Origin of the sequence: Clostridium magnum DSM 2767 (genome assembly GCF_001623875.1) — a bacterium.
Lineage (GTDB): Bacteria > Bacillota > Clostridia > Clostridiales > Clostridiaceae > Clostridium_AM > Clostridium_AM magnum.
Map to the genome: position 1 here is coordinate 1 of NZ_LWAE01000009.1, position 20,534 is coordinate 20,534.

Consider the following 20,534-nt stretch of genomic DNA (forward strand, 5'->3'; position numbering starts at 1 on the left):
TTTCAAGATTTTCAATAGTCACTTCACTTTTTTCACGGTTTAACTGTTTTACTTCTTGAATTATGTTCATATATCTTTTATCAAATCTTTTTAGCAAGAATATACTTCCTATATTAATTAGAAGACCAGCTAATGATGCATAAGCTGGAGCACTTTTACCTAACATTTTGTAGGTTGCACTTACAATTTTGCTGCAGGTAAAAGATTGCTGCCATAAAGGCTGAAATATTCTTTCAGGCACATCTTTAGTATTGAACATATCAAAAATTGATGTAGACAGCACCAAATCACGAATGTTTTTCATTCCTAAATAAGTTACTGCTTGTTTTATAGAATTTGTTTTCACTCCATAATATGTTGAATTTGCAACTCGAAGCAGCTTTGCTGCCATTGACGGGTCACTTCCAATAGCATCTGCAATATCCTGCATTTCACTATCGTTATCAATTAACTCTATTATTTTTGATAGCTAGCACGAATAGTAGGAAGCTCATTTAAGTTTACAATATAAGAAAAAAGATTTGATTTTTTAAGTCTTTCCTCTGTTTCAAAAATCTTATTAGCTAGTACTATGATATTCTGATCCCACGGTTTTAAAATACATGTTTTAGCAATATTTTTTTGGACTGCATTAAATATTACTGACTCCTCTTCTTTTCCACCTAATATTACTCTTATAACATCGGGAAACTTTTCCTTTATCTTTAACAAAAGACCTTTCCATCTGGCATAATCATTTTAAAATCAGCAAATATCATATTAACATTTTCATTTTCCATTAATTTAAAGGCATCTTGTACATTAGTAGCAGTAATTACATCATAATTATTTCTTAAAACTGATACAGCTTTTTCTATTTCAAAAACATCTCTATCAACTAAAAGAATTTTACCAAACAAGCTCATCCCTCCCAAAGGAAAAAATATTACTAAAGTTATTACTTTATCTCCCAACAAACACCAATGTATTAATTATATATTATTTATACTAATGTGTCTAATTATTAACCTGCTTATATAAAAAATATCTACCATCTTTCAAAATTTAGAAATCAAGTAGATACTTTTTATTATGAAGCTTTTTATACTAAGCTATAGAACTTGGCTTTTTATGACTTCCAAAACACCATTTTCATTATTACTCTTAGCCATAAATCTGGCATGTTGCTTTACTTTGTCAGGTGCATTTTCATTGCATAACTATGATACGCTTCGTCAAACATAGACAAATCATTGAAGTAATCACCAAATACATTGTTTCCTCAGGTTTTATGTTAAATTTCTCTTGAAGATGTTTTATAGCTACACCTTTACTTACATCATGATTGATAATGTCTAACCAATTTTCTCCTGATACTGTGACTTGAAAAGTATTTCCAAAACGAGGTTCAAATATTTTACTACAATTCTCAGCAGCCCCTTTGAAATCATATATTGTAAACTTTAGAATATCATCTTCTACTTCATTGAAATTATTCACAACTTCATACTTTAAATAATACCTTTCAACTTCCTTTATAAATTTTTCATAATTTTTTTCAATATAGGCACCTTTTTTACCACACAGTACTGTTTCACAGCCTTCAATTTGCTTTGCTGTTTCTAAAAAAGAATCAACCATATCTTTATCTAATTTACTAGAATAAAGTTCTTCTCCCTCAAGAATTACATAACTTCCGTTTTCAGCTACATATATTATATTCTCCTTGATTTTATCAAATTTATTTTTAATATTAAAATATTGTCTTCCACTAGCAACAGCAAATAATATATCTTTTTCTTTTAGCTTCATTATTATATCAAAGGTTTCTTCATTGAGTTTATCATATTGGTTTAATAATGTACCATCCATATCACTAGCTATAAGCTTTATCATAAGTATTCTACCTTTCTTTAGTTAATTTTTCTTCTTTATTTCTACAAAAGTATCATAATAAGCTACCTGTTTGCCCATATCAGAAACTTCATTTTTAGTTAAGAAGTTTGGATTTGAATTTTTTTCCCACCAACCTACCTCCATATGAACTATATTACCCAAAATTCTATCAGTTATATTTATTCGTACATCTATTTCTCCACAATCAGACTTTAAAGTAACAACCTCTTCATTATGTAGATTATACTTTTGTGAAGTATTTTTACCTACATAAGCTACGGCAATTCCATCCACATCCTTAAAACCTTGAGACATGAGAGATCTTTTAGGATGGGTGGTCAAAAGCCTAAGTTTAGATTTTTTTTCATTAATATAAACCGGAATTGGACTTAAGTTATCATTTTTTGCACTTTCAGAGTATATCTCTATTTTCTTAGATGGTGTATCAAATATTAAATCCTTCCAAGCAATATCAATTTCCTGTATAGTTACGTATTCATTTTTTATTTTTTCAAGAGTAACTCCTCTTTCTTCTAAGGGTTTTATAATTTCACCTAAATACTCTTTCTTAGATACATAGGGATAATCCTTAATTTCCATTTTTCTTGCAAGCTCTCTAAAGAAATAGTATTCATCCATCAATTTATGTTTAGGTTCTACACATTTTTCGTTATATATTATATATGGATTACTCATTGAGGAATATAGCAAGTCCTCACTTTCAAAAGTATTTGTACACGGAATAATTAAATCACAATGTTTTGCTGTATCTGTTAAAAACATATCTATGCACACTTTAAATTCTATACTTTTAAAAGTCTTTGTAAATTCATTTAAATTAGGCCATTGATTAAGAGGATTGGCTTTACTTATGAATATAGCCTTTACATTGTCTTTTGCATATTGGGCAAATTTATTCAAATCAAAGTATCTTTCCTTAGAAGCATATTTATGACTATTATATGGATCTAAATTTAATACACTAGGATATACTTTATTATTGTAATTTACACCTCCACCCTTTTTTCCTATATTTCCTGTTATAGACGCTAAAGCGTCTATGGCTCTTATTGTATTGCCACCGTTTTTATATCTCTGCACTCCATACCCTATGTATATAGTACTATACTTTTCTTTAGCATAAAGATAAGTAAGTTCTCTTATTGTATTTATATCCACTCCACATTCATCACATAAATAGTTTAGGTCTAAAGTATTTAAATAATCCTTATACTCCTCAAAACCTATAACATTTTCCTTTATAAACTCTATATCCTGCAAATTTTCCTCTATTATTACTTTTGTCATTGCCATAGCAAGAGCAGCATCTGTAGATGGATTAATCCTTATATGAATATCCGCACTGTTAGCAGTGTCTGTAATAATCGGGTCTATTACTATTATTTTAGCGCCCTTCTCTTTTGCTTTTTTAATTCTATGAAACAAATGTATATGTGAATTTGCTGGATTTTTACTCCAAAGTATTATATTTTTTGCATTTAGAACATCATCTATAAAATGGGACTTATTATATCCAAAATCGTATTTTTGAGCTTTAGTGCCAGCACTCCAACAGGTTCCTCCATCCGCTTTAGTGATGCCACCATAAAAATTGAAAAATATATCTTCTATTCCTTTTAGTATAGAACCTGAGCCTGATTCACTATAATGCATTACAGAATTTGAAGAATACTTTTCTTTATAATACTTTAGTTTATTTGCAATTATATCTATAGCTTCTTCGAAGCTTATGTTTGTCCACTTTCCATTTTCTTTTTTCATCGGAGAATATAATCTGTCTTTATCACTCAATCGTTTTAGATGATTTCTTCCTTTTTCACACATTATACCTTTTGTATAAGGATGATTTTTATCCCCTTCTATTTTTACTATCTCATTATTCTCAACATATACATTTAGTTTACAGCAACCAAAACAATCAAGAGTGCATCCGTGACTTTTCATATCTTGCAACATCCTTCCTGTAATTTTATTAAGCATTATAACATACACAATAGAAAATATCATCAAAATCTCTATAATTAGCCCCCTAGCCCATCATTAAAAGAGTTATTAACAACTTAAAAGCCAATGCTTAAATTTATCCGATAACTACCCGCTCTAATACTCCCATCTTCTTCAAAATGGAAGTAAAGAGCGGCTACGTTCCTCGTTCAACTAGGAATCAGGTGGAGTTTGAAACTCCATCTGATTCAAGTTTTCACTTCATCAAACATTGGCTTTTAATTAAATCTTATTAATTAGTTTTAAATTGGTTAGTTAGTTTCTCTAAATTTGCTGACATTTGGCCAAAACTTTGCGCCGATGCTATCTTAAAGGTCTCCTCTTAACTCCTTTATGTTTTGTGCTATCATACCATCTTTAAATACCGCTGATCCTGCAACAAATACATTGGCTCCATACTCTGCTACTTCCTTAATGTTATCCTTTCCTATGCCACCATCAACCTCAATCATAAGCTCCTTATTAAATTTATTACCTAGAACTTTTAGTTCTTTAATTTTTTCTGAGCAGTAATGTATATATTTTTGTCCCCCAAATCCTGGGTTTACAGTCATTATAAGTACCATATCTAAATTAGGTATTAGATATTTTATACTTTCTACTGGTGTAGCTGGGTTTAAAGCTACGGCAGCCTTTATTCCAAAACTCTTAATATAATTTATAGTTCTATCTATATGTCTGTCCGCTTCATAATGTACTGTTATAATATCCGCTCCAGCCTTTACAAAATCCTCTATATATCTTGATGGTTCCTCTATCATTAAATGTACATCAAAGGGAAGCTTTGTTAAGTTCCTTATACTTTTAATGATCGGTATACCAAACGATATGTTAGGTACAAACATTCCATCCATTACATCTATATGAACTAAATCTGCTCCGTTTTTTTCTAAACTTTTAATATCTTCTCCTAGTTTAGAAAAGTCTGCAGATAATATTGAAGGGGCTATTTTAATCATAATTTCTTCCTCCTCGTATAATAAGTTTATAGCAGTTATTTACTGCCTATAAACTTATTTATTTTTTATATTTTGTATAGATTAAGAAAGCATCTCAATTTTTCTAGTGGGGATTCTCCCAATTCAGTATTGCTGATTCTTATACTTTCCGATCTATACTGTTTTAACCTACTATTTATTAAAGGATTTTCTAATGCTAAAATAGTCATAACGGAACTTTAGCGAAGGTTACTGCTGTATTCCTCCTGCAAAACACATTGTGTTATTGCCTGTAAAGCTTGCAGCCTGACCAAAGTATCATATTCTGCTTACACAAATGTTGCATCTCCTTTCGCAGCCACCAGCAAGGTTTTGCGTCTGGATGAATGCTAATTACGCGAGGTTGCAGTTAGTACTTTGGATTAGGATAATCCTTTCTAATTTCCTCATTATTTTTGAAAGGTGGTGATTTCATGAAGAAATTAGATTACTTATCAACTCTATTTGTTGGTATCGATATTGGTGCGAGACAAAATGTTGTCTCTGCTATTAATTTTGAACAGGAATTCTTGATTAAGATGAAACCTGTTCCTAATACGCAATTTGGTGCAGAGCAACTTGAATCCATGCTTGTTAAGGTTTTAGAAAACAATACTTTTAAAGCTGTTATAATCGGCTTAGAATCTACTTCCTTTTATGGAGTACATATAGCCAATTTTTTATCTGCTAGTGAAAAACTTATGACTTACAAACCTTATGTTTACTGCTTGAATCCTAAGGAAGTTGCTAACTACAAAGAATCCTTTAATTCTCTTGATAAAAATGATGGCATTGACTCTTTTGTTATTGCTGACTTTGCAAGAGTTGGCAGAATTCATATTGAACCTTGGCGTGGTTCTCAATATCTTGCTCTGCAAAGACTTACAAGGCACAGACTTCATATTGTTGAATGCTTAACTAGAGAAAAAACTTACATGTTATCCAATGTATTTCTTAAGTTCAGCGAATTTGCATTATTACAGGGAGAAGATCATCCTTTTTCTAATAAATACGGTGCTACCGCATCTTCAATACTTACTGAATTTCTATCTTCCGAAGATATTGCAAATACATCAATTGAAGAACTTGTTGACTTCGTCAATAGAAAAAGTCGGAAAAGGATTTCTAATCCTCAGATGACTGCTGAAATTTTGCAGCAAGCTGCACGTAATTCATACCGTCTTGATAAATGTTTGTATGAGCCATTAACAACCTCTATTGCTTGTTCTTTCAACTGTATTCAGGCTTTTGATAAAGAACTTAAAGGTATTAACAAAGCCATTGAAAAAGCTGTTATGGGAATGAATCCTGTGGAATACAAAATATTAATGTCTATTCCTGGTTTTGGCCCTGTTTACTCCAGTGGCATTCTTGCTGAATTAGGAAGTGTGCATGCATTTCCTAGTAATGATGCTATTGCTAAATACGCTGGCATCGTGTGGAAAGAAAATCAATCTGGAGGTTTTAAAGCTGAAAATACACCTATGAACAAAGCTGGTAACCGTTATTTACGCTATTATCTCATAGAAGCTGCAGGAAGTGTTGTTTGCCATATTCCTGAATATCAAGAGTTCTATCAGAAGAAATTTGCTGAAGTAACTACACATCAGCACAAACGAGCACTCGCGCTAACATCTCGTAAACTTATTCGTATGATTTTTGGATTGCTGGCTAAAAATCAGCTCTACTCTTCAAATAGAGTAGATTAATCTATATAAATTATACGAACATACTTTCTCATTGGACTGTATGTTTATTAAGGTTACCCATTTTTAAAGAAATCATTTGATTTTCTTTTCATTTTGTTCTTGACATATTACCAAATTGCTTAATAGGCTTTCATATTCTCTACCTTTTTGCTTATATTGATTTAAACCAACAAAAATCCAAATTAATAATTAGAAAAAATAATAATTTAAATGTTCATATTATTAAAGTGGTATTTGTATAAAAATACCACTTTAATTTATCCTTTTCTTAAATTTTAATTTAAAACTTTAGGTTGATTAATGTAAGAGTACATCTAGTATATTGTAGTTGTCCTGCTTAACATTAACTTCAGTATTAACATTTTCAAGTTCTACATCTATTATTTTATTATTTTTAACTCCAACAGCTCGTCCTGAATAACCACTAATTAATAAATCTACTGCTCTTATTCCCATTTTACTTGCTAATACCCTGTCAAAGGCTGATGGATTCCCTCCTCTTTGTATAAAGCCTAATACAGTAGTTCTTACACTAATCTTTAATTTTTCTTCGATGTATTTTTGAAGTTCCTGTAAATCGTACATTCTTTCTGTTATTATAACTATATTGTCTTTTTTTCCATTACTCATTCTTAACCTTAATTTTGAGCATATAGTATCAAAATCTAATTTTTTTTCTGGAGTCGATATTATTTCGCCACCACCTGCTAAGGCCGAGTATAAAGCTAAATCACCACAATATCTTCCCATAACCTCCACTATAGTAGTTTTGTCATGTGAATAATCAGTATCTCTTATTTTACCAATACACTCCAGCACAGTATTTAAAGTAGTATCAAAGCCTATAGAATAATCAGTATAGGCCAAATCATTATCTATTGTTCCTGGTATACCTATGACTTTAATGCCTAATTCATGGAGTTTCTCTGCTCCTCTGAAAGATCCTTCACCACCTATTACAACTAAAGCATCTATATCTAATTTTTTCAGTAATTCTAAAGCTTTCCTTCTTCCTAACTCCTCTACAAACTCCAAACATCTTGCAGTTTTTAAAATAGTTCCGCCTTTATCTGATATTTCTTCTACATCTAAAGAAGTTAATCTTTGAATATCACCATCTATTAATCCTTGATATCCTCGTTTTATTCCTATTACTTCAATATTATTATAATTTGCTGCTTTTACTACTGCTCTTATAGCAGCATTCATTCCTGGAGCATCTCCTCCACTTGTTAAGACACCTAATCTCATTAGTATTACCTCCATTTTATATGATGTATATATAGTCTTCTTAAGTAATTATTTGCAATATTTTTTCTCAATTTTACTTACAAGATCAATTCTTGTTTGGTGTCTTCCACCTTCAAACTTAGTATTTAACCATTCATCTACTATTAGCAAAGCTAATCCTTATATTCAATGCCTTTTTTTCAAGATTATTTTTTATTATCTCTTTTAATTCATATCCACCATGATCACAACCTATTGAAATCATATTTACACCACCATTGCTTTTTATATTATAATAAATCATTTTCTACTGCTTTATATAACAGTAGAAAATGATTTAATCTTAATTTACCTGTATGTCTTTATCTTTATGTCTTTCAACTTTTCCTGATACTTTTACCGAAAAGGCTATTATAAATGCACTTGTAACCATACTGCAGCCTAAGAATATCATACTGGCATTAAAAGATCCTGTTAAATCTTTTATATATCCAACAATGTATGGACCAAAGAATCCACCAAGGTTACCTATACTATTAATCATAGCTATTGCAGCAGCTGCTGCAGCTCCTGTTAAGAAAGATGGTGGAATAGACCAGAATGGAGAGTATGCACCAAATGCTCCACAAAGTGCGATAGTTAATAATACGAAAGCTCCAATAATACTAGTCTTTGCAACAAATGTGCTAGCAACCATTGCAATTGCACCTACTATTAAACATCCTGCAACGTGGAAACGTCTTTCATTAGTCTTATCAGAATGATTACTAACTATAATCATAGTGAACATTGCACAAAGATACATTAACCCTATAAGCCAACCTAAACCTTGAGTACTAATACCAAGTGTAGCAGATAATCCTTTGGTAATAGTTGGTAGGAACATATTTATTCCGTAATAACCAATCATCCAAGCAAGATACCCTAAAGATAATACCAAAACATCACGATCTTTTAATGCTTCAAGGAATGTTAAGTGTTTTGCTTCTTCTTTTTGAAGTTTTTCCTTAGTTGTAACATCAATTAACCATTTTAATTCTTCTTTAGTCAACCATTTTACGTCTTCAAGCTTATCATCAAGGTAGAATAAACAGATGATACCTAAAATTAAACATGGAATACCTTCTAATAAGAATAGCCATTGCCATCCGGAGAAACCCAACCAAGAGATACCTAGTAAAGCAGTTGATATTGGTGCACCTATTGCATTAGCAGCTGGTATAGCAATCATGAATCCTGCTATAGCTCTTGCATGATGTTTAGCTTGGTAAAAATTACTTAAATGCCATACCATACATGGGTAGAAACTAGCCTCAGCAACCCCTAAACAAAACCTAACTATATAGAATTGTAGTGGAGTTTTTATAAAAGCCATTAAAACTGCAATTACACACCAGGAAATCATTATTCTTGAAATCCATCTTCTAGCTCCCCATTTAGTCATAGCTGCACTACCTGGAACTTCTAAAAGGAAGTACCCAATAAAAAATATTCCTGCACCAAATCCGTAAACTGCACTAGAAAAGCCTAGGGCTTTGTTCATTTGTAGTGCAGCGAATCCAATGTTTACTCTATCTAATATTGCTATTGCGAAACATAAGAATAGAAAGGGAATTAATCTTAAAGTAACTTTTCTCACCGTCGAACTCTCTAACTGGTTTATATCCATAATAATAATTCCTCCTTAAATTTATTGTTAACTAATTTAAATCAATATTAAAATTTCAGTAATACCTTCACAACATTTTCTGTTTTTCTACCCACAATATTGATTACATTCTTTATGTCATCAATAGGTGTTATCTTTGAAATCATCAGAGTTGAAAAATATAGATTTTTTTAAAAATAATAATTGTCATATTCCTTGGCAAACGTTTACTTAAATATTAAACTACATACTCAATGATAATATTAGAAATTTGATGCTGTTTTTATGGAAGAGATAATTATAAAAAATTGCTGCTTTTAATTTATAAATAAAATCTTGTATTATTATTATCCTACATACTTGTATACTAAGTTTAAAAGCAAACCAGTATACTAATTGTACTCAGCTTTTCTAATACTTGTCAATATTTTTTAACTACTTAATAAAAAGGTTGTGATGTAGAATTTTTATAGAATTAATCTTGATTTGGTATATACAGAGAATACTCTATATATAATTGACTTGATAGAAGTTTATTAAAATCGTTTTTTAGTATATTTATCATTTTGTCATTATCGATTTAATTTAGAGATGTGTTAAGGTAGCCTTAGAATTTAGCTACCTTGGATTCAAGTTAAATAAATACTTAATCATAAAAATATTCAGGTATAACTTCCCTCTTAGGCAATTATTCACTTTTTAATATTTAAGTATTAATAATTGTAGTCTTTCCAATACCTGTCATACAGATTTTGCATATGAGCAGTCATGATTTTCTCTGCCTCTTTTTCGTCATGCTCTTCAATAGCCTTAATTATTAATTTATGCTCATCAAAGTTAACTTCTCTATATTCCGGGCAAGTAACACTCCTATCACGAATAAATTGCCACATCTCCTGCTGCTTCATTGCGTTACTAATAGCCGACATGAATATAATAAATAAATCATTATGAGAAGCCTTAGCTATGTCATTGTGTAATTTTTCATCTGTTTCTGGAACATATATACCTGCCTTAGTTTCTTCCTCCATCTTTATTACAGTTGAACGAATATTTTCTATATCTTCATCCGTTGCTCTTTCAGCTGCAAATTTAGCAATGATAGGCTCTATACTCATTCTAGCTTCAACTATATCTTCCGGAGAAACCGATTCCAGTATTATTGTTGATTCAGAACCTTCTGCTGCTAAGTTAGTAGCTTTGACATAAACGCCTTCACCTTGCCTAGAATAAATAATACCATTTAACTCCAGAGCACTAAGAGCTTGCCTAATAGGTGCACGACTCACACCAAATTGTGCACATAATTCTCTTTCCGGAGGTAACTTATCACCTATTTTAAATGAACCGGATTGAATTTGTGAAAGAATCTGGTTATAAATTTGTAGATATAATTTTTTATTGGAAACTGGATTAAAACTAATATAAACCACCCCTTTCAATAGTATCAAATATAGCTTTTCAGTCTTCTTTATATCATAGCAATTCACTAAACCTTTTAAGCTTCATGCTAAAATTTACCCATGAAATTTATTATATACTTTTCTCCATTAAAGGGCAATACAAATAGCCATTTTACCTTCGCAACTATATTATAGAAGCTTAGAAACAGAGCATCTCTAGGGGTGGTACATGATCATATCCTTTACATTTCAAACAACATTACCACAAATATACCCAGAACTAAATTCCTATACATTAAGAAATTTAATATACTAATCCATATGTGATCCACCATTTATATCTATTTCTTCACCTGTAATATATGATGCTTCTTCTGAGGCTAAAAACGCAATTGTTGCTGCAATCTCTTTAGTTTCGCCAGGTCTTCCCATAGGTATTCCTGAAATAACATTCTTTGCAGCATCTTCAGGAAGGGACTTCCATATTTCAGTGTTAACTAGCCCTGGAGCAACACAGTTAACTGTTATTCCATCAAGAGCAACTTCACGAGCTAAGTTCTTAGAGAATCCTAACACTGCAGCCTTAGATGCTGAATAGTGTGCTCCTCCAAATACTCCTCCACCTCTTTTTGCTGAAACTGATGATAGATTTACTACTCTACCATATTTTTGATTTTTCATAACTTTAACTACTGCTTGAGTACATAGGAATAGTCCAAACATATTAACGCTAAATATTCTTGTAATATCCTCAAGTGTCATATCCTCAACGGTAACTTTTTGTGAGATTCCTGCATTATTTACAAGAACATCTATTCTACCAAAGGCTTCAAGTGTTTTAGATACCATTGCATCAACTGATTCCTTACTTGTAACATTTAATTCTACACCTAAAGCTTTTCCACCAGCTTCAGTAATTGCATTTACTGTATCCTTAACCCCTTCTAAATTCATATCAGCAACTACAACTGCTGCTCCCTGTTTTGCAAATATTAATGCTATAGTACGTCCTATGCCCTTTGGGGAACCACTACCAGTAACTATAACTACTCTGTCATTAAAATTAAACATATTATACCCCTCCAATTTTTGTTTTATAATTTCTCGTCAATATTATTACTTAAGCATTTCTTTAGCTGTATTTACTATATTGTCTATTGTAATTCCATTAAGCTCTAAAAGCTTTTCATAAGGTGCAGATTGTCCAAACTTATCCTGAACACCTATTCTTCTCAACTTTCCTTTTCCTTCTTCAGCAACTACTTCAGATACTGCACTTCCAAGACCATTTATAATATTATGGTCTTCTACAGTAATTATCTTGCCAACATTTAAACATTCAACTACCGCTTCTCTATCTAGAGGTTTGATTGTATGCATATCTAATAGTTTTACGGATATTCCTTCCTTTTCTAATTCCTTAGCTGCTTCTAATGCTAGGAATACAGTATCACCATTAGCAATAATAGCTATATCTTTTCCATCTTTTACCTTCTTTGCTTTACCTATTGTGAATTCTTCATTTTCATCATATATTACAGGAATAGCATCTCTTGTAAAACGAAGGTATACAGGTCCATGAATCTCTGCTGCCTGTTCTATTAATTTTCTAGTAGAATAATAATCAGCACCCATAATTACAGTCATATTTGGGAAAGTTCTTAGAACTCCCATATCTTCTATACTTTGATGACTAGCACCATCATTAGCTGGAGTAAGTCCACCATGAGAGCAAGCAATTTTAACATTTAAATTTGGATAACAAAGTTCTTGTCTTATCTGCTCAGCCATTCTTAAAGAACCAAATACAGCATATGTGCTTACAAATGGTATTTTTCCAGTTGTAGCAAGACCTGCAGCCACTCCGCAGCCGTTTTGTTCAGCTATACCAACATTTATATGTTGATTAGGCAGCTGCTTCGCAAATTCTCCAGTCTTACAGGACTTACCAATATCTATATCAACAATGTATATGTTTTTATTCTTTTTTCCCAATTTTAATATTTCATCACCAAAGGCTTCTCTTGTTGCTTTTTTAATTAAACCCATTACTCTAACCCCCCTGCTATTTCTTCCATTGCTTGTTTGTATTCTTCATCGTTAGGAGCAACACCATGCCATCCTGCTACATTTTCCATGTAGGATACGCCCTTACCTTTTACAGTATTTAATACAATACATTTAGGCTTTCCATTTTTAGCTTCTCTCATATAATCTAAAGTTTCAACTATCTCTTCCATAGAATGCCCATTTATCCTCTTTGTTTCAAATCCAAATGCATTAAACTTCTTTTCAATATCTTGATTTGGCATGATGTCTTCACAAGCCCCATCACATTGAAGTCCATTATCATCAATAAACACAACTAGATTATCGAGTCTATACTTAACTGAAGTTTGAGCTGCTTCCCATATCTGTCCTTCTTGTGTCTCTCCATCTCCTACCATAACAAAAACTCTGTAATCTTTTTCATCTCTTTTCCCTGCTATCGCCATACCAACTCCACAAGAAAACCCTTGTCCTAGTGATCCAGTGGAAATATCAATACCTGGACACTTTTTCATATCAGGATGTCCTTGAAGAATAGATCCATATTGTCTTAAAGTGTGTATAGTCTCATATGGGAAAAATCCCTGTAATGCTAACGCAGAATACTGTATTGGACAAACATGTCCTTTTGATAAAACAAATCTGTCACGATCTTCCCACTTAGGATTTTTAGGATCAATATTCATTTCCTTAAAGTAAAGTGCTGCTACTACATCTGCTGCAGATAAAGCTCCCCCTGGATGTCCAGATTTTGCTTCGTGGATCATAGTAATTGCTGTTTTTCTAAGTTCAATAGCTTTTTCTTTTAATTCTTGGATACTTACATCTTTCATCCTTGTCACCTCTTTAAATATTTTATAACTAAAAGCTTTACAACCTTGTTATGTTATATACTTGTTAACTTGTCTACTAAGTTACCTTATGACTTAAGTATACATACCCCTCTGATAATTGTCAATAACAAATTCAAATTAATTTTATATTTCAGAAAATTCAATGTTATCTGCATGCTATAGTGCTTTATTTTCTGCATCAAAAAAGAAGTCTCTATCTTAACACAGAGACTTCTTTTTTTCATTTTAGCTTTATGAGTTTTTAAACTAATACCTTAAATATTACTAATATTAAAGACAATCAGTATATAACTTCTTTATTTCCTCTAAGCTTGGCACTTTTGGATTATTATTTACAGCATATGTCATAGTTTTCAAAGCATTGCTGGAAAGCCAATCTATATGTTCTTCTTTAACACCTAAATCAGATAATGTCTTAGTTAAATCTAACCGAGCTAAAAGCTTTTTAATACCTTCTATACCCTTTTTTGCTGAATCTTCTATGGACAAACCACCAACATCTTCTCCTATAGCCTTAGCAATGTTTGCAAATTTTTCTAAAGAGCTTTCATAAGTGTACTCCATCCATGTAATAAGAAGTGCAGCTAATCCTTCTCCATGGGTAACATCTAAAAGACCACTTACAGGATGTTCAAGTCCGTGAGCAAGAGCTACTCCTGAAGCATCTATAACCATTCCTCCAAGTGTATTAGCAAATGCCATATTGCTCCATGCTTCTAAATCATTAGGATTTTTATATACACTAACTAAATTCTTACTAACTAATTCAATCGCTTTTAGTGCCATTATTTCACTTAACGGATTACTATTTTTAGCAACATATGCTTCCATTGCATGGCACATAACATCTATTCCTGTAGGAGCTATAATATGTTTTGGCAGTGTTGTCATAAGTTCCGAATCTATTATTGATACTTTAGGGTATATAAACTGAGACTTTAAAGATTTTTTATCATTATTCTCAGGATTAGTTAGCACAGCCATACAGTCTCCTTCACTTCCTGTACCTGCAGTTGTAGTTACAGCTATAATTGGAAGAGCACCAATTTGAGCTTTTCCAAATATGTAATCAGTTACACTACCATCATTCACAGCCATAAATGCTATTCCCTTAGCTGCATCAATAGTACTACCTCCTCCTAAAGCAACAACTACATCACATCCCTTTTCCTTTGCAAAGATTGCTCCTTCTTCTGCAGTTGTTGTCAATGGATTAGACTGTACCTTGTCAAATATAATGCATTCTATATCCTCTTTTTCTAAATATGAAACAACTCTATCTAACAGGCCGGTCTTTTTTGTACTATTTTTACCAGTAACAATTAAAGCTCTTGTCCCATATTGTTTTGTAATTTCTCCAATGCCTGACACCTTTCCAGGTCCAAATAAAAGTTTCGTTGGCATGTAATAATTGAAATCTATCATAGTACATCTTCCCCCTAATGTATTAAATAACTTATAAATGTATACTACCACTTTTATGGACAAAATGTCTATCATTAAAGTGGTAATATACATCTACTTATTATTAAACTCTATAATTGTAGCACTGTATCAAATAACTTAACTTCATTAATTGTATTTAGCAATTGCTCTTTCAAGAATATCAAGACCAGCTAGTAACTGTTCATCTGTAGTTACTAATGGCATCAAAAATCTTATTACATTTCCTCTTATTCCACAGCTTAATGTCACTAAGCCATTTTGAAAACATTCCTCTACAATCTTGTTTGTTTCTTCTTTTGCAGGCTCTTTTGTAGTTCTATCTTTTACTAATTCCAATGCAAGCATTGCACCACGGCCTCTTACATCCCCTATTAGTTCATACTTTTCTTTCATCTCATTTAATCTTGTTCTAGTTAACTCTCCAATATGACAGGCCTTTTCTACAAAGTTATCTCTTTCCATTATTTCAATAACCTTTAATGCTGCAGTAGTAGCAAGTGGATTTCCTGAATAAGTTCCACCAATTCCACCTATTTGTGCAGAATTCATTATTTCAGCTCTAGCTGTTACAGCACTTAGTGGCAGTCCTGCTGCAATTGATTTTGCACTTGTTACAATATCTGCATATACCCCAAATTCTTCCCAGTAACTAGATGCAAACATTTTACCAGTTCTACAGAATCCACTTTGAACTTCATCACAGATTAATAGAATTCCATGTTTATCACATAATTTTCTAAGTTGTACTATATATTCATCCGGTGGAAGAACAAATCCGCCTTCTCCTTGTAATGGTTCAATTATAAATGCCGCTACATCCTCTGGTGCTACCTGCTCTAAAAAGAAAGCATCCAATTGTTTTGCACAATGCAAATTACAAGTCTCTCTTTCCAAACCATGTGGACATCTGTAACAATATGGGAATGGAACTTTGTGTACTCCAGGTGCAAATGGGCCAAATCCTAATTTATATGGTTTTACCTTACTAGTCATTGTCATTGTAAGTAAAGTTCTTCCATGGAAAGCACCTGTAAAACATACAATTTCACTTCTATTAGTATATTTACGAGCAATTTTTACTGCATTTTCATCTGCTTCAGCACCACTATTTACAAACATAGTTTTCTTTTCAAATTTACCAGGTATTAGGTTGTTTATTTTTTCTGCTAATTTAATGTATTGTTCATACTGTATAACATTTATACTTGTATGAAAATATTTTTCTGCTTGAGCCTTAACTGCTTCTACTACTTCAGGATGGCAATATCCTATGTTTAACACACCAATGCCACCAGCAAAATCTAAAAATACATTTCCATCTACATCTTCAAATAAGGAACCCTGTCCTTTCTTTATAAATACTGGACATTGTCCAGATATGGAACTTGGTACATTCTTCTCTCTAGTTTTTAACAGCTCCTGCGACTTAGGTCCAGGTATTTCTGTAATAAGTTTAATCTCTTTTAACTCTGTCATTTTTATAACCCCCAAATAATTATATATTGTTATATTAATTTAATGGACACTATCTAAATGTATTATTTAGTGTTCAAACTTTACTAACCTTTAAAATAATCATATAACCGCCTCTTCTATGTCATCATTTTTTATGTCATAGTCTTTTATGTCATCATTTTCGACATCTTTACTTTGCAATCTTAATTCCTCTATATTAGGCACAGTAAGTTCTCCTTTGCTTTGCTTATACTTACCATATAACCAAACAATCATGAAAAGAGGCACACCTGTCCATGCTGTAAGTCTTGTGGTTGAATCAAAGAACTGTGATATTATAATAAGAATACAAAGTCCAGCTGCGAAAAATGGACCAAAGGGATATAGAGCTGCTTTAAATTTTAATTCACTAATACTATGGCCTTCTGCCAGGAACCATTGTCGAAATTTATAGTGACTTACTGCAATTCCTAGCCAAGAGAACAATGTTGCAAGACCTGAGGCGGAAACCAGTAATAAGTATACTTGAGATGCCCCCATAAACTTACTTAATAAGGATAGCAACCCCATGCATCCTGTTAGCAGAAGCGCATATACTGGCACTCCACGAGAGGTTTTTGCAAAAATCTTTGGTGCCTTACCTTCTTTAGCCATTGCATAAACCATTCTGCTAGAAGCATATAAACCAGAATTAGCACAAGATAAAGTTGATGTTAAAACAACAAAATTCATTATGGATGCAGCATAAGGAATTCCAGCTTTATCGAAAACAATAGTAAAAGGACTTACATCTACACTACCTTGCTGCCAAGGAATTAAAGCGGCAACTATGAACGTGGCGCCAATATAAAAAATAACAATTCTTATAAATACCGTCTTTATAGCTTTAGGAATAGTTTTCTCAGGATTTTCACCTTCGCCGGCTGCAATACCAACCAATTCAGTACCTAGAAAGCAAAATGCTGCAGTGATACTAGCAGATAATACTGCCATCATTCCATGAGGAAAAAGTCCACCTTCAGAATGAATGAAGTTTGTAAATCCAATAGCTCCTTCGTTTCCTGCTAAACCTAACATCATGCCAACACCAACAATTAGGAATGCTATAACAGTAATAACCTTAATACCTGCAAACCAATATTCAATCTCACCATAAGCTTTTGCAGACATTACATTAATGCTAAATATAATTAAACAAAATAATCCACTCCAAACAAATGCGGATACATTTGGAAACCAAAATTTCATAACTATAGATGCTGCTACAATTTCAATACCAATAACCACTGCCCAGTTAAACCAATAATTCCAACCTACTGCAAATCCAAAGGCAGGACTAACAAATTTTGAACTATAGGTTTGGAAAGAACCAGAAACCGGTAACCAAGTTGCCATTTCTCCTAAGCTCATGATCAGAAAATAAACCATTACTGCAATAATTAAATATGCTAATATAGTCCCCCCAGGACCTCCACGATTGACAGTATATCCTGTTGCAAGGAATAAGCCTGTACCTATAGAACCACCGATTGCAATCATTGTTAGATGACGACTTTTAAGCGTTCTATTTAATTGCCCTTCTTGAGCTTGATTTTTTTCATTCATACACAATCCCCCTAATTACATTTTTGATAAATTGTTAATTTTAAAAACAACTAATTAACAATTTGGTATTTATGTTATTAATAATTTACCACATTATTAATAATATTCATATAGTCAATATAACCAAATATGTTCTATTAAATTTAGTTGTTAGGTACAATTGAAAAATTACTTATTGGAGAAGTATACTGAACAAAATTAAAAGAAGACTCATCCAAAAGACTTGTCCTCTTTAACACTAAAATATATTTTAATACAGAATCATATTATTTTTTTTATTTCAAAAACAACCGGTGCACAATAATCAGGACATTGGACTAGTAACCTTTCCCCAAACCCCATTTGTTCTGGAGTAACTCCTTTCCTTGTTGCGAAAATAAAGGGAAAAAACGACTGTAGAGCCATAATACATACATTTTCTGTTTTGTCCATATCTATTAATGCATCTTTTATATATATCTTGTCTCCAGCTTTATAATGACTACACTTAGACTCTATAACTTCTATTATTACATTTTCCATTAACTTAACCTCTCTCTTTTATATTAATTTAGTATAAGCTTTACAAATTCATCCGATATTAACAACCTGTTAAATATCACACTTATAATTTACCACATTATCAACAGAACACATATATTTTATACAACCAAATATACCACGTGTGATTTGGTATTTAGATACAATTTAGGAATTTACTTATTTTTAAAGCCAAACTAAAATTTAATAAATCATTTATATTTTTAAGGTCACAATCTAAAATTTCTTCAATTCTCCGAATTCTATATATTAATGTATTTTTGTGAACGAAAAGTAATTCTGCAGTTTTAACTAAATTTCCGCTTTGATCTATATAGACCTCTAAAGTATTTAAAAGATTATTAGAATTTTTTAAATCATAGTCTATTAATTTTCCTAAAGTTTCATAATAAATCCCCTTAATTTCTTCATACTTATCCATTTCGAATAATAACCTATATACCCCAATATCACCATAGCTAGCCACTCTATTTTTTTCTTTACATACTTTTAAAAACTTCAAGGCCTTTTGTGCGTTATCAATACTCTTTTTTAATTCACTAAGTTCCTTAAAATAACTTCCAATACCTATACTTATACTTAATCCTTGTTCTTTAAACTGAATACTTTTCATTAAGTCCTCCGCAATAGCCTTAAAATTATCATTTTCACTTATGGGAATTATAATAATAATAGAGTCGCTTTGATTTACATAAATTACTTTTTTGCTCCATTTATTCATCACATCTAATATGATTTGCTCAATGTATTGATTAAACTGTAAAATATCTTTCTCCCAGATAGTAAGTTCATCTTTTATAAAACTATTATAGTTATCTATATGAATAACAAAAGAAGAATATCTTTTCTGTGGATTATATCCATAGTAAATTGCTTTATTTAAAACCTCCTCAGTAATAACTAAATCTCTGAAGATGATATCTTTCATAAAACTATCCATAGAATCTTGTTCCATCTTACTCATGAAAATAGCATTACATATACTTTGACTTATATCTATAAATTTCACCTCAAAAGGTAGTTCAAATATAGGAAAACCCAGAGAATCTGCTAATTCTATAACTTCTCTTGGTGTTTCTGTAATATAGGGACCAATATTTAATACTAGTCCGGCAACATTTCTAGAAGATATATCCCGAACAAGTTCCATAAGATCATTTATATCCTCTTTCATAGCTACGCCAGATATCAAGATTAACTCTCCACCTTTTAACCATTTGGTATACTGTGGATACTCCATTACGTGAACCCATCTTATAATATTATTCAAACCCTCTTCACCAGCCACTACTTTCATTTTTTCAGTAAAAGGCAATTTAAGAATACTTTTACAAGTAATAATCATGATTAATACACCTTCCTTTAAATTATTTAAAATCCTTGTGAAAGTAATTAAGAGATTTCTAATTTTAATAGAAATTATCCGAATTGGTTTCCAGGAAAATTATATATTTAAAAGTTGAATATAACTCTCGTTAATATATAAAATAAGTTGAGATAATTAATTTTTTACGATATTGATTAAATCATATATCTTTTTATATCAAACTGTCAATATAAATGTATTTTTTTAATCATTTATTATTAAAGTGTTATTTACATCTTAATTCTATTAGCTTAAACAATATTACATTTACCAAAAAATAAAAAAATCACTAATAAGAAAGTCTATGGCTTTTATAAAGCCTAGACTTTCTTATTAGTGATTTTTTATCTTA

Annotated in this window: 18 protein-coding genes and 1 pseudogene; 1 reads left to right on the top strand and 18 read right to left on the bottom strand. The window is 31.5% G+C overall.

What is annotated here, in order from left to right:
* The 6 genes and pseudogenes from CLMAG_RS24810 to rpe form a co-directional block, all read right to left on the bottom strand.
* Window positions 1-430 (bottom strand): HDOD domain-containing protein (locus tag CLMAG_RS24810; protein WP_153041006.1); only part of this gene is annotated, 430 nt, incomplete at its 3' end.
* Window positions 431-456: 26 nt separating this feature from the next.
* Window positions 457-711 carry a hypothetical protein gene (locus CLMAG_RS24815; protein ID WP_066629077.1) on the bottom strand — a complete coding sequence of 85 codons (255 nt, stop codon included), beginning with the start codon at window positions 709-711 and terminating at the stop codon, window positions 457-459.
* On the bottom strand, window positions 705-899 hold the full coding sequence (locus CLMAG_RS24820; protein ID WP_066629080.1) for a response regulator: 195 nt from the start codon (window positions 897-899) through the stop codon (window positions 705-707). Before CLMAG_RS24820 ends, CLMAG_RS24815 begins: the two co-directional genes overlap by 7 nt.
* 192 nt (window positions 900-1,091) lie before the next feature.
* A pseudogene (locus CLMAG_RS24825) lies at window positions 1,092-1,875 on the bottom strand (HAD family hydrolase).
* Window positions 1,876-1,896: 21 nt separating this feature from the next.
* The gene (locus CLMAG_RS24830) at window positions 1,897-3,876 is read right to left on the bottom strand and encodes a molybdopterin-dependent oxidoreductase (RefSeq protein ID WP_423231097.1); all 1,980 of its coding nucleotides are present in this window, start codon (window positions 3,874-3,876) and stop codon (window positions 1,897-1,899) included.
* 332 nt (window positions 3,877-4,208) lie between these two features.
* On the bottom strand, window positions 4,209-4,859 hold the full coding sequence (gene rpe / locus CLMAG_RS24835; protein WP_066629082.1) for a ribulose-phosphate 3-epimerase: 651 nt from the start codon (window positions 4,857-4,859) through the stop codon (window positions 4,209-4,211).
* Window positions 4,860-5,311: 452 nt separating this feature from the next.
* Between rpe and CLMAG_RS24840 the strand changes: the two genes are divergently transcribed.
* Window positions 5,312-6,586, top strand: coding sequence for an IS110 family RNA-guided transposase (locus CLMAG_RS24840; RefSeq protein ID WP_066616512.1), 1,275 nt, complete (start codon window positions 5,312-5,314; stop codon window positions 6,584-6,586).
* Window positions 6,587-6,883: 297 nt separating this feature from the next.
* Here the strand turns inward: CLMAG_RS24840 and pfkA are convergent, their stop codons facing one another.
* The 12 genes from pfkA to CLMAG_RS24895 all read right to left on the bottom strand — a co-directional run bounded on the left by pfkA (window position 6,884) and on the right by CLMAG_RS24895 (window position 20,161).
* Complete coding sequence (gene pfkA / locus CLMAG_RS24845; RefSeq protein WP_066629085.1) at window positions 6,884-7,837, bottom strand: 6-phosphofructokinase; 954 nt, start codon at window positions 7,835-7,837, stop codon at window positions 6,884-6,886.
* 133 nt (window positions 7,838-7,970) lie between these two features.
* Window positions 7,971-8,120, bottom strand: a complete 150-nt coding sequence (locus CLMAG_RS33995; RefSeq protein ID WP_242873132.1) for an RpiB/LacA/LacB family sugar-phosphate isomerase — start codon at window positions 8,118-8,120, stop codon at window positions 7,971-7,973.
* A gap of 39 nt (window positions 8,121-8,159) precedes the next feature.
* Complete coding sequence (locus tag CLMAG_RS24850; protein ID WP_066629088.1) at window positions 8,160-9,485, bottom strand: MFS transporter; 1,326 nt, start codon at window positions 9,483-9,485, stop codon at window positions 8,160-8,162.
* Window positions 9,486-10,177: 692 nt separating this feature from the next.
* Window positions 10,178-10,954: a FadR/GntR family transcriptional regulator gene (locus CLMAG_RS24855; RefSeq protein WP_201787673.1), complete on the bottom strand. Its 777-nt coding sequence runs from the start codon at window positions 10,952-10,954 to the stop codon at window positions 10,178-10,180.
* Between the two features lie 225 nt (window positions 10,955-11,179).
* Window positions 11,180-11,938 carry an SDR family NAD(P)-dependent oxidoreductase gene (locus tag CLMAG_RS24860; protein ID WP_066629090.1) on the bottom strand — a complete coding sequence of 253 codons (759 nt, stop codon included), beginning with the start codon at window positions 11,936-11,938 and terminating at the stop codon, window positions 11,180-11,182.
* A 45-nt stretch (window positions 11,939-11,983) separates the two neighbouring features.
* Window positions 11,984-12,916 (bottom strand): transketolase family protein, encoded by a 933-nt coding sequence (locus tag CLMAG_RS24865; RefSeq protein ID WP_066629092.1) that lies wholly within the window; start codon window positions 12,914-12,916, stop codon window positions 11,984-11,986.
* Complete coding sequence (locus tag CLMAG_RS24870; RefSeq protein ID WP_073393399.1) at window positions 12,916-13,749, bottom strand: transketolase; 834 nt, start codon at window positions 13,747-13,749, stop codon at window positions 12,916-12,918. The genes CLMAG_RS24865 and CLMAG_RS24870 overlap by 1 nt, the downstream gene beginning before the upstream one ends.
* A gap of 291 nt (window positions 13,750-14,040) precedes the next feature.
* A complete protein-coding gene (locus CLMAG_RS24875; RefSeq protein ID WP_341420918.1) occupies window positions 14,041-15,195 on the bottom strand; it encodes an iron-containing alcohol dehydrogenase in 1,155 nt (384 codons plus the stop codon).
* A gap of 147 nt (window positions 15,196-15,342) precedes the next feature.
* Window positions 15,343-16,692, bottom strand: coding sequence for a 4-aminobutyrate--2-oxoglutarate transaminase (gabT, locus tag CLMAG_RS24880; protein ID WP_066629097.1), 1,350 nt, complete (start codon window positions 16,690-16,692; stop codon window positions 15,343-15,345).
* 99 nt (window positions 16,693-16,791) lie between these two features.
* Window positions 16,792-18,276 carry an amino acid permease gene (locus CLMAG_RS24885; RefSeq protein ID WP_066629100.1) on the bottom strand — a complete coding sequence of 495 codons (1,485 nt, stop codon included), beginning with the start codon at window positions 18,274-18,276 and terminating at the stop codon, window positions 16,792-16,794.
* 261 nt (window positions 18,277-18,537) lie between these two features.
* Window positions 18,538-18,798: a TIGR04076 family protein gene (locus tag CLMAG_RS24890; RefSeq protein WP_066629103.1), complete on the bottom strand. Its 261-nt coding sequence runs from the start codon at window positions 18,796-18,798 to the stop codon at window positions 18,538-18,540.
* A gap of 154 nt (window positions 18,799-18,952) precedes the next feature.
* A complete protein-coding gene (locus CLMAG_RS24895; protein ID WP_066629104.1) occupies window positions 18,953-20,161 on the bottom strand; it encodes a PucR family transcriptional regulator in 1,209 nt (402 codons plus the stop codon).
* Window positions 20,162-20,534 lie beyond the last annotated feature (373 nt).

Excerpts from the sequence above, each read along its gene's own strand:
- CLMAG_RS24865 (WP_066629092.1), bottom strand. The coding sequence starts at position 12,916 with ATGGGTTTAATTAAAAAAGCAACAAGAGAAGCCTTTGGTGATGAAATA.
- CLMAG_RS24885 (WP_066629100.1), bottom strand. The coding sequence starts at position 18,276 with ATGAATGAAAAAAATCAAGCTCAAGAAGGGCAATTAAATAGAACGCTT.
- CLMAG_RS24830 (WP_423231097.1), bottom strand. The coding sequence starts at position 3,876 with ATGCTTAATAAAATTACAGGAAGGATGTTGCAAGATATGAAAAGTCAC.
- CLMAG_RS33995 (WP_242873132.1), bottom strand. The coding sequence starts at position 8,120 with ATGATTTATTATAATATAAAAAGCAATGGTGGTGTAAATATGATTTCA.
- pfkA (WP_066629085.1), bottom strand. The coding sequence starts at position 7,837 with ATGAGATTAGGTGTCTTAACAAGTGGAGGAGATGCTCCAGGAATGAAT.
- rpe (WP_066629082.1), bottom strand. The coding sequence starts at position 4,859 with ATGATTAAAATAGCCCCTTCAATATTATCTGCAGACTTTTCTAAACTA.
- CLMAG_RS24840 (WP_066616512.1), top strand. The coding sequence starts at position 5,312 with ATGAAGAAATTAGATTACTTATCAACTCTATTTGTTGGTATCGATATT.
- CLMAG_RS24850 (WP_066629088.1), bottom strand. The coding sequence starts at position 9,485 with ATGGATATAAACCAGTTAGAGAGTTCGACGGTGAGAAAAGTTACTTTA.
- CLMAG_RS24890 (WP_066629103.1), bottom strand. The coding sequence starts at position 18,798 with ATGGAAAATGTAATAATAGAAGTTATAGAGTCTAAGTGTAGTCATTAT.
- CLMAG_RS24860 (WP_066629090.1), bottom strand. The coding sequence starts at position 11,938 with ATGTTTAATTTTAATGACAGAGTAGTTATAGTTACTGGTAGTGGTTCC.
- CLMAG_RS24895 (WP_066629104.1), bottom strand. The coding sequence starts at position 20,161 with ATGATTATTACTTGTAAAAGTATTCTTAAATTGCCTTTTACTGAAAAA.
- CLMAG_RS24875 (WP_341420918.1), bottom strand. The coding sequence starts at position 15,195 with ATGATAGATTTCAATTATTACATGCCAACGAAACTTTTATTTGGACCT.
- CLMAG_RS24870 (WP_073393399.1), bottom strand. The coding sequence starts at position 13,749 with ATGAAAGATGTAAGTATCCAAGAATTAAAAGAAAAAGCTATTGAACTT.
- gabT (WP_066629097.1), bottom strand. The coding sequence starts at position 16,692 with ATGACAGAGTTAAAAGAGATTAAACTTATTACAGAAATACCTGGACCT.